15 protein-coding genes are annotated in these 17699 nt (G+C 40.3%); 4 read left to right on the forward strand and 11 right to left on the reverse strand.

What is annotated here, in order from left to right; translation table 11 throughout:
• The first annotated feature begins 127 nt into the window (after nt 1–127).
• Both Q8J82_RS06315 and Q8J82_RS06320 read left to right on the forward strand, forming a co-directional pair.
• Nucleotides 128–772 carry a hypothetical protein gene (locus Q8J82_RS06315; protein ID WP_305327971.1) on the forward strand — a complete coding sequence of 215 codons (645 nt, stop codon included), beginning with the start codon at nt 128–130 and terminating at the stop codon, nt 770–772.
• 167 nt (nt 773–939) lie between these two features.
• Entirely contained in the window at nt 940–1683 is a 744-nt protein-coding gene (locus Q8J82_RS06320; RefSeq protein WP_305253143.1) for a hypothetical protein, read from the forward strand.
• A gap of 38 nt (nt 1684–1721) precedes the next feature.
• Here Q8J82_RS06320 and Q8J82_RS06325 read toward each other — a convergent pair whose 3' ends face one another.
• From Q8J82_RS06325 to Q8J82_RS06345, 5 genes are all read right to left on the reverse strand, one after another.
• Nucleotides 1722–2450 (reverse strand): hypothetical protein, encoded by a 729-nt coding sequence (locus Q8J82_RS06325; protein ID WP_370867187.1) that lies wholly within the window; start codon nt 2448–2450, stop codon nt 1722–1724.
• On the reverse strand, nt 2347–3444 hold the full coding sequence (locus Q8J82_RS06330) for a glycosyltransferase family 4 protein (RefSeq protein ID WP_305327192.1): 1098 nt from the start codon (nt 3442–3444) through the stop codon (nt 2347–2349). The genes Q8J82_RS06325 and Q8J82_RS06330 overlap by 104 nt, the downstream gene beginning before the upstream one ends.
• A 100-nt stretch (nt 3445–3544) precedes the next feature.
• Nucleotides 3545–4468 carry a glycosyltransferase gene (locus tag Q8J82_RS06335; RefSeq protein WP_305327193.1) on the reverse strand — a complete coding sequence of 308 codons (924 nt, stop codon included), beginning with the start codon at nt 4466–4468 and terminating at the stop codon, nt 3545–3547.
• A 79-nt stretch (nt 4469–4547) separates the two neighbouring features.
• Nucleotides 4548–5501 carry a glycosyltransferase gene (locus Q8J82_RS06340; protein ID WP_305327972.1) on the reverse strand — a complete coding sequence of 318 codons (954 nt, stop codon included), beginning with the start codon at nt 5499–5501 and terminating at the stop codon, nt 4548–4550.
• Complete coding sequence (locus tag Q8J82_RS06345; protein ID WP_304908428.1) at nt 5494–6819, reverse strand: oligosaccharide flippase family protein; 1326 nt, start codon at nt 6817–6819, stop codon at nt 5494–5496. Before Q8J82_RS06345 ends, Q8J82_RS06340 begins: the two co-directional genes overlap by 8 nt.
• A gap of 99 nt (nt 6820–6918) precedes the next feature.
• Here Q8J82_RS06345 and Q8J82_RS06350 point away from each other — a divergent pair, with 99 nt between their 5' ends.
• Complete coding sequence (locus Q8J82_RS06350) at nt 6919–8466, forward strand: O-antigen ligase (protein WP_304908427.1); 1548 nt, start codon at nt 6919–6921, stop codon at nt 8464–8466.
• A gap of 40 nt (nt 8467–8506) precedes the next feature.
• The gene (locus Q8J82_RS06355) at nt 8507–11110 is read left to right on the forward strand and encodes a cellulase family glycosylhydrolase (RefSeq protein ID WP_304908426.1); all 2604 of its coding nucleotides are present in this window, start codon (nt 8507–8509) and stop codon (nt 11108–11110) included.
• A 6-nt stretch (nt 11111–11116) separates the two neighbouring features.
• Here the strand turns inward: Q8J82_RS06355 and Q8J82_RS06360 are convergent, their stop codons facing one another.
• The 6 genes from Q8J82_RS06360 to Q8J82_RS06385 all read right to left on the reverse strand — a co-directional run bounded on the left by Q8J82_RS06360 (nt 11117) and on the right by Q8J82_RS06385 (nt 17498).
• Nucleotides 11117–12586 carry a GMC oxidoreductase gene (locus Q8J82_RS06360; protein ID WP_304908425.1) on the reverse strand — a complete coding sequence of 490 codons (1470 nt, stop codon included), beginning with the start codon at nt 12584–12586 and terminating at the stop codon, nt 11117–11119.
• Nucleotides 12587–12831: 245 nt separating this feature from the next.
• Complete coding sequence (locus Q8J82_RS06365) at nt 12832–13656, reverse strand: CpsD/CapB family tyrosine-protein kinase (RefSeq protein ID WP_304908423.1); 825 nt, start codon at nt 13654–13656, stop codon at nt 12832–12834.
• A gap of 12 nt (nt 13657–13668) precedes the next feature.
• Nucleotides 13669–15225, reverse strand: coding sequence for a Wzz/FepE/Etk N-terminal domain-containing protein (locus tag Q8J82_RS06370; protein ID WP_304908422.1), 1557 nt, complete (start codon nt 15223–15225; stop codon nt 13669–13671).
• A 22-nt stretch (nt 15226–15247) separates the two neighbouring features.
• Nucleotides 15248–16411 (reverse strand): hypothetical protein, encoded by a 1164-nt coding sequence (locus Q8J82_RS06375; protein ID WP_304908421.1) that lies wholly within the window; start codon nt 16409–16411, stop codon nt 15248–15250.
• A gap of 83 nt (nt 16412–16494) precedes the next feature.
• Nucleotides 16495–17058, reverse strand: a complete 564-nt coding sequence (locus tag Q8J82_RS06380) for a polysaccharide biosynthesis/export family protein (RefSeq protein ID WP_304890884.1) — start codon at nt 17056–17058, stop codon at nt 16495–16497.
• 161 nt (nt 17059–17219) lie between these two features.
• Nucleotides 17220–17498 (reverse strand): hypothetical protein, encoded by a 279-nt coding sequence (locus Q8J82_RS06385; RefSeq protein ID WP_304890885.1) that lies wholly within the window; start codon nt 17496–17498, stop codon nt 17220–17222.
• Nucleotides 17499–17699 lie beyond the last annotated feature (201 nt).

Genomic DNA, 17699 nt, shown 5'->3' on the forward strand with positions numbered 1-17699 from the left:
GTCATATATAAATTAACCTGTTTATCTGAAATGTGATTACCTGACACAGCGCCTCCTTATGGTTTGCTGTGCAGAACTCTATCAGATCAACTAGACAAGTTAATTGTCGCTAGACCAGACAAGATAATTGTCGCTCAATAGATATCTCACCACTTTTACACATCCAGAAACGGATGCAGAAATACAAAGTAAAATTTTAGCTGGTCATTGTGCAATATCACATCCAAGTGCAATGATCCGAAGAAAAATATTGATTGATAACGGCGGGTATGATTTAGATTACGGGCTAGTAGAAGAGCTTGATTTATGGCTTAGGTTAGGTGAAAAAGCAGAATTGGCAAATCTGCGAGAGCCGATAATTAAATATCGCCTACATAGCAAATCTGTAAGTGAAAAAAATGGTATTGCGCAACGCGAGGCAGGAAAAAGAGCATGCGAAGCTGCCTGGAAGCGAAGAGGAATTTCAGGAAAATATGAAGCTAATAAGGGATGGAGGCCAACCGATGAAAAAAACTCCCAGCACGGCTTCATATTACTTTATGGTTGGTGGGCGTTTTCCAGTCAAGAATATTTAACTACAATTATTTATGGCATTAAAGCTGTTTTGATAAAACCCTTCAATATTTCGAGTTGGAAGCTATTGCTTTGTCCTTGTCGGGCACGCTTGAAAAACTTATTTTCTAAATTTAAATTTTTACCTCATCTGGGAACCATTACATTCACCGCTTCTGAGATTTTGAATTCAGAATTTATTCTACTAAGATTACCATGACGAATTCAACTTCACTTAGCCCCTTTTTCAATAGGTCTTAAGTACGGATGCAAACATATCCAACTACCCATAACAGCAAAGCTTTGGCTTAGCTAAAGTGCATGCAATATATGCTGAATTGGTTAGTAAGTTTATCAAATACACTAAAAAAATAGGAAATATTAATTATGAATCCGTTATCAAGCAGTCAAACTAAGTCCTTACAAATAAGTCCCATTAAAGTCGCAACGACTTTGGCTCTAATTTGGTCGGTCATTGTTTTTTACGGAACACTATGCCAGTTTATTCACCTGTATTTTAACATCTACCTTCCTGGTACTGAACTTACCTATCTGGATTCAGAAATGAATATACCCGCCATTTTTTCTGGATTCATGCTGCTTCTATCTTCAATAATTATTGGTTTTGTTTGGTATTTGGAAAGAAATCTTAAAAATGGAAAGTACTGGCTGATATTATCAGGCGGGTTCTTTTTTATGTTCCTGGAAGAAATATTAGAGATCCACGAAAAGATTACTGCACCAATTCAGGAGATAATTGGACATGACCATCTGGGATTTTTCAAATATTCCTGGATAATACCCTATGCAATTATTAGCCTCGTTGTAGGATTATATTTTTTAAAATTCCTGTTTTCCCTGCCAAAAGAAACGACTAAAAGAATCTTCATTGCCGGTATCTGGTATGTTATGGCAGCTTTAGGAATTGAAGGCATCACAGGCATCAGTGCAGATTATTTTGGTAATACAGACAATTTCTTGTACCTAGCCTTTATGACAATTGAAGAAGCAAGCGAGATGTACGCAATATCCTTTTTTATCTTTGCTTTACTCAGCTATATAGAACAAGTTCACTCTGGGGTAAGTATTTCTTTTGGTACGAGTCATGAGTCCGAAAAAGTCATGAAATAGTCATTCATTAAAAATAGGAAAAACGTGATCCGCCATATTTATTTATCTGGATAAAAATATTTAACTCTAATAGCGACAAGCTCTGCCTCGACTTTTGGATCATAAGCAGCGTCTCGCTTTTGAATGATATGATTCCATGGTAATTTTTCTGTTTTCTCCTGCAAGCGAATTGCCAACTCATTAGTGCGACCGATGGGTTTTGCAGGAACTCCACCCACTATATCGCCTGGAGCAACATCTCTTGTCACGACCGATCCTGCTGCAACAATAGCATTAGGACCTATGGTCACGTTAGGAAGAACAATAGCACCATGCCCGATAAACACATTATCTTTAATTACAATCTTCCCCACCGAATCAAGCTTCATCCCATAAGCAACATTTAACATGCCTACAACACCATCATGCCCAATCAAACTACAATCTGAAAGCGTGACATTGTTACCGATTTGTACGTAAGCGGGGTCTGTTATGTTAGCTCCATAATTAATCCTGCAGTTTTCACCAATAGCATATAACTTTCCATGCTGTTTGAGGAATTCTGCAAATTCATCATTTGCAGGCTGACACAGCCTTATATAAAGCCCGACAAAACGCCCCTTCTTAAAAGCGAAATGCCGTAGTATTTTTTGTAAAAATTTTCTCATTATCATTTGCCCTAAATTAAATTTCTCTCTCCGATTGCCGGGAAATTGCATGGTGTAGCGCATCCTCAAAAAGCATCGCTGAATGCTCCCATGAACTATCAGCAAGCGTTTCATAAGCATTTTTTGACAACTGCTTCCAACCATCCTGACTTAAAGACAATATCCATTTAGCACCATCAGCAATGGCAGTTACATCATTAACATCAGTCAAAACTCCGTTTTCATAAGAAATAATTGACTCCATTGGCCAGCCCGCCTTAGTCGATACAATTGGTGTCCTGCAGGCCATAGCCTCCATTGCTGGCAAATTAAAACCTTCTGTGCGACTGGCTGTTATCCAGACATCACATTGGGCATAAAGCGCTTTAATTTTGTCCTGGGCTGGAGAAAGCTGAAACTCAATCGCATCATCCCACTGTGGAAAGTTATCTGGAGGAAATGAACCAAAGCTTATAACTCGGAGATTAGGCATACTTTCTTTAAGTTTTTTTATAGCGGCTAAAGTAACATCAACGCCTTTGAAATCAGCATATGCAAAAAGGAAGCCGACGGTAGGGGCAGACTGCTTTTCCCTTTGTTCTGCATGAAACTGCAGCCTGTCAACACTATTCGGCACAATATCTACCGTATGATCACCATAGGTATTTTTCATGACATCAAGCAACCATTTGGCAATTACAATTTTATGCAAAGGCAAACGGTAGGTTGCCGCTGCTCGCTCTATAGGTAAGAAATCAAATACCTCATGATGCTGTATGAAATAAACTTTAGCACCTTTAGTTTGACTCAATGCATTAACCCACTCAGCTGTCTCCCACCAGGATGCAATAATGACGTCTGCATCAGGAAAATCTTTATCTGTGGCTGGTCTGTATGTTTCAAGCACAATATGATTAAGACCAAGCCCATCAAGATGAGACGCTTCTACATTAACTTTGGGCCAGCCTCTGCCTTTTAAAAGGGATTTAACTTTTCGAAAAAAACTCAGTTGTTTCGGGGGAGGAGAAACCAGCACAACCTCGTGCCCTTTATCTGCCAACATTTTTGCGTAGATTGCCACAACCTTGATGCCGCCAGACATACCGACTGTGGGCAAAACAAAAGATATCTTCATTAGCGCTATCCTTTAGAATCCATTATATTGCTACTTTTATACTTTAAAAATCAAGAATCTACAATCACATTAATTCTCTAAACTCCACAAAAAAAAGTAGTCAATACCCTCTTAATACGCAAGCGCACACCTTAATATTTTCAAAGCTAAAGGGATTTTTCAATAAGGCTTTCCAGGCATATTTTCGTGCAGTTGCACGGTTTCCGCTAGCCAGCGCCCACCAAGCCCATTTGCGATGCACATCAGAAATCGTAGAAACTGCTGCTTTAGCTGACCACATTCCGGCAGGGACGGCATCGACGTCTTGATTTCTTCTGCGGCGTGCATCTGCTGTCGCTGCAAGTATGGACTTAAACTGCCGATCCCGCCCAGCATAGCTCATGCTTGAAGTATGCTGTCTGTAGCGTACCAGCACATCAGGCAAATTAGCCAGCCTGCCAACCTCAGCCATCCTTAAGAACAAATCCAGGTCATCTGCATACTCGTATTCAGCTCGGTAACCACCTATCAGCTGCACAGCAGATTTACGCATCGCCACCGCCGGATGAAATATAAACGCACCACCCCAGCTTAGCCCTTCATCAATATCTTCGTGCTTCATGCGATCGCCCATTTCCATGATCGGCATGCCATCCGGGTCTATCAGCAATACTCTTGAGCCAACCAGCACACATTCAGGATGTTCAGCGAGATAACGCATCTGTTTTTCAAACCTGTCTGGAAGTGAAATATCATCTTGGTCCATTCTGAACAAAATATCACCGGCAGCCAAACGAATGCCTTCGTTTAATGTACCGACCAGACCACGATTGGCTGATGTAAACACCTTACAACGTGAGTCCTGAGCGGCATAATATTCCAATCGACTTAACGAGCCATCGGTACTACCATCGTTCAGCAACAATAGTTCAAAGTCCTTGAAAGTCTGCGATAAGATTGATTCAATGGCCGCATCAAGATACTCCCCTGCGTTGTAAACTGGAAAAATCACACTCGCTGCCAGTTTGTTAATATTATTACTCATAGACAAAATACCTAATAATTAGAAACGGTTAATTAAAAATAATGTTGAATTTAATAAAGATAATCAAGAATGTTTAAATTCATTTCCTCTTAAAAAGAGCGCAGACTAACAATCTCCACCCCTCCTTATTCAGCATCTTTAACTTTAGCGCTTTCAGGCTATAGATAGCTGCAGTTTTGTACTCTTTATTGATCCAGGCCCACCAGCCATATTGCAGCATAAACTTATGTTTAGAATCGGTATCCGAAGCAGGGCGCCAAAGTTCGCCAGAATTATATTGGCACGCGATACCTCTTCTTTTGGATGCCGCCTCACAAGCTCGTTTTGCAGCCTGTCTTTGCTTTAATCCATTTAGCTCGCTGGCTGACTTAGCATGCAAACGATATTTAACAATCGGCTCTGCAATGTTTTCAAGCTTTCCAAGTTCACCAAGTCGTAGCCACATATCCAAATCTTCTACCAAATTTCTCTCTGGGTCATAACCACCAACGCTTCTCATTATATCACTGCGCATCATGGCACAGGAGTGAGTAATAGCACCGTTTCCAGCCAAGGCAGACTCATTAATTGCTTCATTACCTCTGATATGCAAAAGAGTTGTCAGATAGCGTCCCTTGCCATCAATTAACCGTGTGTCTCCTCCCACACAGACAACATCAGGATGCTCTTCCAGATATTTGACCTGAAGTGCAAAACGATTAGGCAGCGCGACATCATCGCAATCCAATACTGCAATAAACTTTCCTCTAGAATGCGCAAGCATCTCGTTGCGAGTCGCGACTATTCCAAGGTTCTCTCTTGTTATTATGCTGATTCTGCTATCTTTTGCAGCGTATGTCTTGGCAATCTTCAGCGAATGATCAGTTGATCCGTCATTACAAATAATCAACTCAAAATCCTGAAAAGTCTGATTGAGAATACTCTCAATAGCTTCAGTGGGGTAGACAGCACAATTATAGACAGGCATATTCACAGAAATAATCGGGGCATTACCCTTCTCCGTAATACCATCACTCAAGCTAACTTCAGACATATTTAAGACTCATTGATGCAAAAAAAATAATAATCGAAGATAAAGCTAATATTGGAAGATCAATTTTTGGTTGCCATAAACCAGCCTTGATATGCACATAGGTATAAGCCGGGTACATTAACCAGCTAACCGAAGCTAAGGCAATTACGACACCATACTCTTGATAAAAGTGATGTCCGATTAGAATAGCAATAACCTGAACCACAATCTGAAGTGCTAATAACGCCGTACTTGAACGTACCAAGCCCTTGGCCAAAAGAATACCTGCGTAGGAACCTCCAACAATTCCGGCTAGTGAACCCATCGCCAGAATACGCAGCATGACCCCTGACTCTCTATAACGATCGTCATAGAGTAACCACATAAATTGATCACCATAAAACACAAAAAATAGCGCACATATCCAACTGGGGATAATCATCACTAGGCGCGTTTTTGTCATGACGTTATGAATACGATATGGATTGTTGCGCAATACTTCAGAATAGGCAGGAAGCAGAATTTTGCCAGACAATTGTAAAATAGATTGCCAGAAAATTAAACTCATCGTACTGGCAAGCGTATAAAACGCTAACATATTGACATCTAGCAGTTTCGCAACAAACAACTTATTTCCTTCACCTGCAAGAAAAGTAAGTGCTGAACTGACAAAAATCCAGCTGCCAAAGCCAAAAAGCGCTTTCACTGAAGCCTGCTCCCATGCGAAATGATTTCGATTGCCAGGCAACATATAATGGCTAGCCAGCATTTTTAAAAGCCCGCCGAGCAATGTTCCCCACACTAGCGCCCATACTGATTTGTACAGCCAAGCAAACAATATGATTGTGATTAGACTGATCACATAGGTGACGATTTCTATCATCGTCACCTTAGCCATATACAACTCGCGATTTGCTGTAGCTAATTTTGTTGAGTTGAACCCGGCAATCACTGCACCTAAACCTACAACAGGCAACAATTGCATCAGTAGAGGCTCATGATAAAATTCGGCAAAAAAAGGCGCTGTTACTAAGACAACAAGAAAAATTACCAAGCCCTGAATCACTTGAATGGTCCAGGCGGTATTAAGGAAACTGGCCTCATTCCCTCTTTTATTTTGAACAATGCTGGGCTGAATGCCAATGTCTGACATCATAGTCAAACCAATCATGACCGCCTGCATAATAGCCATTAAACCAAAAGCTTCTGGGAACAAAAGCCTTGTTAATATCAGATTCGATCCAAAGCGTAATACTTGCTGGGCTCCATAACTGACACTGACCCAAAGTCCTGAATTGATTGCCCGTTTTTTTAGAGTTAAAAGCTCTGGTTTTTTCATAAAATTGTTACAATGCTCATGTTATATATATTTTTTGTTAGTCTGCAAACGCAGACCACGCAGATACTTCATTAATATTTAATTATAAAAGCAAATATTATGCCAGAACACATCAGGGCACTCGTAGTTATTCTTGTAATCGCAATTTTCACGTTCTACTTTTCCAAAAAGGCTGCAAAACCTTTCATATCAACTCAGCAATTCAATCGTTGGCGTAATGCTTGGTTTGCTATCACCCTGGTAGCTTTTTTGGCTGGTAATTTTTGGATATTCGTCATTGTAAGTACATTGTGTATTTTGTATTTTACAAAACGTGAGCAAAATCCATTCGCACTTTTTGTTATTTTACTGTTTGCAGCGCCAAGAATCAGTGAGGATATACCTGGTTTTGGCTTGGTAAACTTTCTGTTCTCATTAGACTACGTGAGACTTCTCTCTCTTACGATTCTTCTTCCTGCTTACCTGCACTTACGCAAGAAACCGGGCGCATTAGCCTTTGGTAAAAATTGGCCCGATAAGCTGCTTTTAACGTATATGGTATTAACTGTCGCACTGTTAATGCGCGATACCTCATTCACAGATATGCTGCGGGGAGCATTGTATAACTTTACTGATATTTTCTTGCCATATTATGTCGCTAGTCGGGGAATAAAAAATTATCAGCAGTTGAAAGAGGTCTTCGTTGCATTCACAATTGCAGGCCTACTGGCGGGAGTCATCGCTGTTTTTGAGTATGGAAAATTCTGGTTGCTTTACTCTTCCCTTGCAGATGTGTGGCAAATTAAGTGGTCTATGGGAAGCTATCTTGGGCGCGGTGACAATCTTCGGGCAATGGCCTCGCTCGGACAACCAATCGTACTCGGTTATGTCATGGCGATTACCTTGGGTTTCTACCTATTCATGGCAAAATCTATCAAAAGCAGAACACTAAGGACTCTAGGCTTGGTACTGATTCTAGCAGGATTATACGCCCCGTTATCTCGCGGGCCTTGGGTTGGAGCTGCCGCTATCATCATTGTTTTTATTGCTACTGGCCCATATGCAATAAAACGATTATCCATGTTGGGGTTGGCTATGTTAGTTTCGCTCCCCTTACTAGGAGTGATTCCAGGTGGTCAGAAAATAATCAATTTACTGCCATTTGTAGGGTCTACTGAAAAAGAAAACATCGATTATCGCGTGAAACTTCTGGATAACGCCATCATAGTATTCAAACGCTACCCGATTTTTGGTTCAGTAAAATATCGTGATGAATTAGCCAACCTCGAAATGGTTCAGGGTGAAGGCATCGTCGACGTCGTCAACTCATATTTGGACGTGGTGCTTAAGGATGGAATAGTTGGTTTAATGCTGTTTATTGGATTTTTCTGGTTAGTTTTATTATCAATTTATAAAAAAATGAAAAGAATATCCGATAAAAAAAGTCAGCCGTATTTGTTTGGCCGCACTTTAATTTCATGCCAGATAGGTATTCTGGTTACTATATTCACGGTTAGTAGTATTTTATTGATTCCAATTATTTATTGGGCAATCGCCGGTCTGGGAATTGCATATGCCCGCCTTTTAAGCGCGCCAGAGACTGCTGAAGCTTCAAGCGAAGCTGAGCATACTGCATTACCTACATCTCGTCTCGCCTTAAAAAATTGAATCATAAAATTTGAGTCTTCGACTAAAAGGATATCGCCGAATGAAACCTTTCTCCGTCTTGTCAAAAGCATGTTTTATCAGCTTGTTGATAGCATTGCTAACATCGACTCACAGCCTTGCTGCAAGTGCTTGGAATGTTAGATTAAATGGAGATAGCGGCCTCCCTGAATTATCCAAAGGCGGGAATGGTGTCATGTCTTCCTCCTTTATCTTTTTCGATAAAAATTGGGGCTGGACCGAGCTGGAGTCTAATTTAAAAGTCACAAGCCCAGGCCAATATATTCTTAAGGGCTCCAATAAAACACTGGGCTTTGATATTAATGCCAATATTTCCAAAGTTTCGAATCAACATATGCTTTGGGATATTGAACTGGATGCTAAAAAAAGTCGAAAAGATGTCGTTGGTGGCGGAATTTCATTTAGCTTCGACATCGATAATTTTGGTCAGGAACTTGGGAACCCTAAAATACTCGCAGACAATAGCGGCTGGACTTGGGGTGAAGGCAAAAGCCGCATTGAAATGCGCTTTAACCCAAAACCTGCTACTATTTTTTTTGAAAGAGGCAATAAAAATGAGCTGCGAGTCTATTTTTACAACGGAAATATTCCTGCCGGCAAACGCAGCTACCAAGCTACGCTAACCTTAACAGGTGACATGGTCATTACACCAACATTAACTGAGCGTTTTGGGGGTGAAGATAAATCAAACTGGACTCGAAATATACTGAACTGGAAAACGTCTCCAGTTGACCTGTCATTCTTAAATGAACCTGAACGTCCCGCTGGGAAACGTGGCTTTGTTAAAGCCAAGGGTGATCAATTAACTTATGAAGATGGTTCTATCGCAAAATTCTGGGGCACTAATATCAGTGCCTACGCATTATTTAACACCTCTAAAGAGAATGTAAAGTTACAGGCTAGGCGGCTTTCAGAACTTGGATTCAATCTGGTTCGCCTACACCACCATGACTCGTCATGGGTTGAACCCAATATATTTGGCTCTCAACAATTAAATAACACTAAAACCATTAATCCTGAATCAATGGAAAAGTTAGATTGGTGGATCAAGTGCCTTAAAGATGAAGGAATCTACGTCTGGCTGGATTTGCATGTAGAAAGAAAATTGAAAGCTGGAGATGCAATTTCAGCTTTTGATGAAATCGCCAAAGGAAAACCCGATGTCGACCTCAAGGGCTATAACTATGTGAATCCATCCATACAAAAAGCTATGCAAGCATTCACTGAGGCCTACGCAGGGCATCGTAACAAGTATACCAATACCAGATATGTTGATGAGCCCGCTATTGCAGCTTTATTAATCACTAATGAAAATGATGTTACTAATCACTTTGGCAACGGCTTGCTACCTGATAAAAATGTAGACTACCATAGTAAACTCTATATGGCCGCCTCTGAAAGATTTGCCAAAGCAAGCAATCTACCTAAAGATAAAACCTGGCGCTCTTGGGAACATGGACCATCAAAGTTATTTCTGAATAATCTTGAGCATCAGTTTAACGTTGTCATGATTAAACAGCTCCGTGACTTAGGTGTCAAAGTTCCAATCGTTACTACTAGTACATGGGGTGGAAACCCTCTAAGCGCCCTACCCGCACTTACATCAGGAGATATAATAGATGCGCACGCTTATCAGGGATATGGTGCATTAGAACAAAATCCGCTATTTGCCGCCAATCTGACGCACTGGCTGGCTGCTGCCCAAGTTTTGGGCAAACCCATGAGTGTTACCGAGTGGAATGCCGAGCCTTTTCCATTGCCTGACAGGCATACTTTACCCCTTTACGTGGCAAGCCAAGCGGGTCTGCAAGGCTGGGACGCGATGATGCAATACGCCTATTCGCAAGAAGCACTTCGTGAGCCAAACAAGTGGGAAGGAAAACCTTCTAACTGGCATGCCTATAACGATCCCGCCATGCTGGCGACCATGCCTGCTGCAGCATTGATGTACCGTCGAGGTGATGTTCAGGAAGCCAAAACAACTTATGTGCTAAATCCCGGGAAAGATTTATTTAACACTGACATCTCACCTACTAATTCAGCCTTCATTAGGACTGCTGCTGAGTTAGGTAAGCTAGCGATCAGCATGCCTGCAACTGAAGAGCTGCCTTGGCTACAAAAAAGTAACATTCCAGCATCTGCAAAAGTTTACAAGGATAAGCGCACCTCTTTAATAGCTGACGAAGCTACAGAAGCAACTTCAGATACTGGGGAACTAAAGCGTAACTGGGATAAAGGACAAATGATAATCAACACAGACAAGACTCAGGCAGTAATGGGCTGGGTTGGTGGAGAAAAATTCTCACTGGCTGATATCGAAGTTACAGCTTCTACCCGCAACGCCTCTATTGCAGTACAAAGTATAGATGGCATGCCAATCAATAAATCAAAAAACATTATGATTAGCCTTGCTGCACGCTCCATACCAGAAAATGAGGGGCAACTCCCTTTTCTTTCTGAACCTGTAGAAGGTCAGCTCTTAATCAAGGCTACCAAAGGACTGAAACTGTTCAAGCGCGACATCAATCAGAAAAAACAGGAGCTACCAATTTCATATAAAAATGGACAGTATGTTATTAAGCTAGATAAATCTATGGGAACTTACTGGCTATTTATGACAGAGTAATTTAATTTACAAGGCCTGTGCAATGTGATTTCCCAAGCGCAAGGACATCATCACTATAGTCAGTGTTGGATTGCAACCACCGCCTGTTGGAAAAACGCTGCTTCCGGCTATGTATAAATTATCAATCCCATGTACACGCTGGTTTATATCAACTACACCCACTTTGTGGTCAACAGACATGCGAGTAGTACCCATTTGATGACAGTGATGTCCGTAATCTCTAATTTTAATAGATTCATCCAGAATAAAATCTGCCAGCTGGACTCTTGCTATTCCTGCTCTGGCTAATTCTTTAGCGACTTCTCGTCCAAGGGTTCGAATTGTCAGGTTGTCAGCACTATTAGGTTTCCAGTTTAGAATCACTCTGCGCATGCCAAACATATCTTTTTCCGAATCTAGTGTTATTCTGCTTTCTAAATTAGGCGTCTGCTCAATCAGACTAGTAATGACACCATCACCATTACAATCAAAATCCACCAGCTTCCTTGATAAATCAGTAAGTTTCTCAGACTTGCAGACTAAGTCTCGAGCGGAGTCTTTAAGCTTACGCAACCTACCGTAACTTTCTTTATGCATGTTTGCATTAAAGTCTAATACTGCATTTCCAATGTGCCGGCTTTTCATCAGGGATTCAGTTGGATTTAATTGAACCACACCCTCCTCCCAAATCTTGTGGTCCTCTACAACGAACCGGCCAAGCTCAACATTGAAATGCTCCATAAAGCAACGGCCAACCATGTCGTATTGATTGCCAACCCCACGCTTCATTTGCTTATCAGAATTTAATAACAACCTGGCATTTTCAATCGCACCTGATGCAAGCACGAATTTTTTTGCTGTGAATGGAAATTTTCCACCATTATAATTTTGAACTTCAAATATACTTACTGAACCTAAATTATCATGTAATTTGATGTTCGTTATATTTGCATTAATAAATAAGTCGATTTTATCCGAGCGCTGAAGTTCTTCAAGATATTTAGACTTAAAACGCGTTGGCGGGCTAAACTCCTTTTCAGACAACCTGAAGTTTGTTCCCTTAAATTTAACATTAGAAGGCCCGCGAAATGCATTTTTAGGCAAATCCAAAATTGAACAGGCGGTGTCAAGGTGCTTAAATATTTCATCTCTGCTACCAGCTGGCCAACCTGGCATACCAAAGTAATCGCGCTGCTCAAAATCTATGTTATCAAGAAATGAGCATCTTCCTCCCCAATGATTTGAAGTACCACCAAAATATCTTAGCCTGCAATTGCTAACTGCGTCCCAGTTAACAAGACCAACACTTTTACCATGATATAGATTTTGTGAAGCCTCAGTATATTCAAGACTGCCACCTTCTAAAAGAGCAACAGTCTTACCTGCTTTAGCCAACATTCTGGCAATCGTTATACCAGCAGGACCAGCCCCACAAATACAAACATCATACGATTTGATAGATGCGTTTGTAGTGAAGGTATTCATATCAAAAAACATATTATCTAACTTTCAGGGTCAAGTAAGTCACTTTTTAGCAACATCCAGCCACCAACCATGATAAATTCAGGCGTATCAACCTCAGACAAAATCAGAGGGGATTTTTGTAAATAGTTAGGAATGGAACTAGTTAAGAGTAGTGACTGAACAGCCACTATTGACAGAAATTCTCTACGACTGAACAAACATCACCCTCTCTTACTAAAATTCTTAAAATAGCGTTATATTAAATAATAGTTAGACTATTAGTAATAGTAAGATCGAAGTTCAACTTCAGTTCTGTTAACCACCACACCCAGTATATTGGATTTAGCTAGCAGCCTCATGGTTTCAGTTATTTCTGGCTCAGTATGCAGACCATCGCCTAATACCAACAATACACAATCAACTTGTGGCAACAGCACCATTGCATCATCAGCATTCAAAATTGGTGGAAGATCAAAAATCACAATCCGTGAATCATATCTCTCTTTTAGCTCAATGATTAATTTTTGAAATCCAGTAGATGAAAGTGTTTCAGATGACTTTAATACAGGACTATTTGTAGGGATTACGGTCAAACGGGGTATGCCAGGATTTACAATTATTTCTGACAATTCAGCTTTACCTACAATAAAGTCATTAATAGACTTTTCATGCTTAATCCCAAGGTATTCAGCAACACGCGGTTTGCGCAAATCAAAATCAACGAGCATTGCAGTTTTTTGTGGCTGTTGAGCAATACTAATAGCTAGATTAATTGCAACGACTGACTTACCTGCACTTGGTGTTGGTGAAATAATTGCCACTGTACGCCAATCGTTTTCTTCCATTTTCTGTAAAACCTGTGTACGCAATGAGTCAAAAGCCCAGCTCGTCGGATCAAGTTTATTTTGAGCAACAATTCGATGGTTCTCTAAGTGTGCGCTATCTAATTGAACTACATTTTGGCTATTGTAAACAATCGACTCAAGCTCGTTATCAGCTTGAGACAAGCTACCAGCTTTATTACGAACTATAGTTGCTTGCCGCGCCTTACTACCAGTTTGCTTAACTTTAGCTTTATCTAAAGCATCTTTAATCTTTTCCATAAACCGCTTTCACTAAAATTTAGCCAAAATCTTTGAAACTGTAACATCCAGTGGCGACACTAAAAAATGAACAAATAACAAAATAAGTAGTATAAGAACAAATGCACTTCTCAAGGTATTGGAAACAGCTGTTTTCTTTTGTTTCAACTCTGCTTCAGTCGTTATATATGGGATTGTAGCAATAGGCTGAATTTTCATAATTGCAGCCAATTGATCCACTCCTCTAATACGCTTATCAAACGCCTCCATTAAAACTGCCAAACCGATTGCAGCTACAATAGCACCAAAAAATCCAGCAAGTATAATCAATATACGATTTGGTTTTATCGGTTTTTCAGGTAAAAGAGGCGCTTCGATTAAGACAAAACGCTCACCTTTGTTTTCCATCTCAATATTTTTGGCTATCTTAGAGTTATCTAATTTAGCTTTAATTTCCGCATAAGCAACCTTGGCATTATCATAATCCCTTAGCAGAGTGCTAAGGGCGCCTTCAGTTTGGGAGCTTTGCATCACGCGTCCTTCTATCTGATTGATTTTTGCGCGAATGTTTCTTTCATCTGCTTCAAGTGATTTGAGGCGTGCATTGGCAGTATCGATTTGCGCCTGCACTTTAGCCACCATAACGGACTGAGTAGTTACAGTTTTAACTGGCTCAGGTGATCCATTTTTTTCAAGAGTGTCTATTCTGCGCTGGAGCGCACGTATAGAGGGGTGATTTTCACTATATAAACTGCTCTGTTTAGCTAATTCAGATTTTAATTTATCAAGCTCCGTGGCGCCTGATGCTTGATCTTGCAAACCAGTTAACCCTATGCCAGCTTTTGCAGACTCCAAACTTACATCTAAAGAGCGCAGTTCCGCCTGTGTTGTACTGTATTCCCGCTGTGTAGCTCTCAAGTCATTTTCCAGGCGTTCTAAACTTCCGATTTGCATTTCCTTGTTTTCTGGAAGTGAGTGTGAATGCGTTTGCTTGTAGCGGGAAATTTCTTTTTCGACATTCTCTAAAATTATTTTCTGTTTTTCAGCTTCTTTACTATAAAAATCGGCTGTTTCAGTGACACGTTCTTTGCTAGCCCTGTCATTTTCATCCAAGAACAGTTGAACCAAGTCATTGGTAACATTATAGGTTTCGTCAGAATCGTAGTGTTTAAAAGCCACCTGAAAGGCAAACGTCGCCTTTTCACCCCATTGACCAGCATCTGCTCTCAACAAATCGACCATAATATTTGGTCTTGTGGACTGGACTATGATTGTTGGAGATATTTTAGGGTTTTTTTCCAGGCCATATAACTGGTATTTTTGTGCAATATTGAATAGATTTTCTTTGCTAAGCACAATTTGCTTAAGCGCTTCAAAACGATCCGTAGCATATTTTTCTTTTGCCAAATCGGATTGAACTTGTTGCGATTCAATAAGTATAGTGCCTGTAGATTGATAGACTGGCGGAAGTTTAAGGGCAACAGCAATTGCAGCCAAAAACACCAATAGAAAAAATCCGATAACATAAGGCAATCTACGCTTAATGATATTCACATAATCATTAAGCGACATTTCTCGTTCTATAGCCATTAGCTTTTGGTACCTTTATTATTTAAAAACTTAGTGTGTCATATACCAGCGAAACGCCTATGACATTGGATTGAGCACTGGTTGCAGGAGAGTCTGTTTCCTTACGTGCAGCAGACAGTCTAGCTTTCCAATGATCAGTTAAGATACGATCATAAAACGCAAGGAATTGTTGAAATTTGAACTTGTCTACGAGTACGCTTGCGTCTTTCTTGTACCTATCCAACTGATACTCAGCACCTACAAAGTTGCGCTCTGAAACATTGAAGTTCCACATAGCCTGTAAAGAGTCAGCCTTTCGAAAACCGCCAACACCTGAGGCGACAATATCACGACTTAATCCCACACTGTAATTCGCACGTTCAGTTGTTTTTTCTGCCTTTATGCCAGCTTGCCAGTCAGAATCTGATTGGCGACCTGAAAGACTGTAAACACCAGCACGAGACGACAACGTTAAGCCTTGGCTAACCTGATAATTTGCACCTACCATCAATTGAGCCAAGTCAGTATTCTCATAATCTCTTTCTGGACGCAACTGAGAAAAACCTAACTGAGTATAAGTCTCAAGTTTTTCAGAGTTTGCATAGGACAACTGAGATTTGATATCAGCGATTGAATAGTTAATAAGAACACCAGGAACAGTAAAAGCAACATCCTTGTAACCACCATCGGTTAGAATACTCCATCGAGGACTTATCGCATGCTGCCATTTTGCAGCCAGCACTTTACTTTTTTCTGTATTGTTCAAACTTGAAAATTCACCCGTACTTTTTAGTTCGTCAACACGAGAGGAGCTTTCCTGATACTCAGCTTTAATTCCATACATACCAGATTCATAAGTACGATCCCAACCAAGCATGACTCTAGGATCATCTCGATTAACAAGAACCTTCTCATTTGAATATCTTTGAACCAAAAAGGCGGTATCTAAGAACCACCGGTTAACTTCGTCAGTGATATCCAACTGAAATTGTGGAGTAAGTGTATAAATCCAGACAGGATTTTTTGTCGTGCCTGACAAAGATGGATTTGAGTCGTATTCAACCGATGTTGCAAGTTTGGCACTCTTTGTGACCTCAGCAGCATTCACATGCGGTAACATTAAAGAAAATGTCACGGCAGTTAATAACTGCAACATTGGCTTATTGAATTTCTGATGCCGTGTCGGCAAATGACTGTTCATTTTCACTATAACCCCTGAATATAGATATAAATTCTTTTGCATTATACCTAATATTCAGGTATTTCAAGAACCAAATTATGGCGCGGTTATTAAGGCACTACGATAGTATCGCCAGGATTTAGCGTGATGTTACTTTCTAAACGTTCGCCGCGAATAAGTTGATCATAGTAAATTGGAATAGCTTTTTGACCTTGCGGGGTTTTACGTATCACTTTAATGCCGTTTTTATCAGCAAATTTATCCAATCCGCCAGCGATGCTTAGCGCATCCAGCACTGTCATTGGCCCCGTCATTAAAACTTGACCTGGCTTCAATACTTTACCCAGCACATGCGCTTGATTGCCAGCAATGTTAGCAATAACTACTGAAACCTGCGGATCAGGAAGGTACGGTTTTAATTTTTCAGCAATTTTCTTTTCAGCTTCTGTCGAGGTCAAACCAACAATCTCTACCCTACCAGCGAGAGGATAGGTAATGCTTCCATCTGGCAAGACAAGGCTTTCTTTTTGCAGCTTGTCTTCACCCCAAACTGACACTTGAACCAAATCCCCTTGGCGAAGCCTGTAGCTTTGCGAACTATCAGCATTCGCTATTGAAATTGACGTAAGAAACAGTTGACCGATAATCAACCATAAAAGTGTTTTAATTTTCATAATTATTTTCTCTTTCTGGAAATGACATTTAAAGATTTAACGCTAAGAAGAATATCACAATGAATAATGCAAGAAGAAAGTTTTCACTTTTAAAGACTAAATTAATGTCCTATACAACTTCAAATACGAAAAGTATTTTTTATAAATTACATTTTCTACAATCAAACACCCGAGCGATTTGACAGCATTACAAAACCAAGCAACGCCAAGCCTAGCAACCATCCCGTTGGGGGTGCCGTTGTACTCGTTTGCACTGAACCTGAATTATACTGATTCGCCTCACTTGCTACATGAGCAACTTGAATTTTAACATTCTGGTTAGCAACAACATTTACAGCAGTGAGCGGTTTAGCTGCTTCATCGTGAGTAGCTGCTAAAGCTGGAACTGCAGTTACTGTAACCATACCAACTAACATTAGTAGCACCATTTTATTCAACATACTTCCCACCTATCAATTCAATGAACAATAATATATTCGTGAGTTGATTGTATGAATTGACGGTTGAATTAACAATGGCCCGATAGGGCCATTGTTAAGATTTATACTAATTAATAATTAAACTAAACCTATATAATTCAATGAGATAAAATAAATCTTGGCAGCATTCAGATGCAAACTTAAAGTGTAACAGATTGTAGT

This window comes from Methylotenera sp. (assembly GCF_030684185.1).
Lineage (GTDB): Bacteria > Pseudomonadota > Gammaproteobacteria > Burkholderiales > Methylophilaceae > Methylotenera.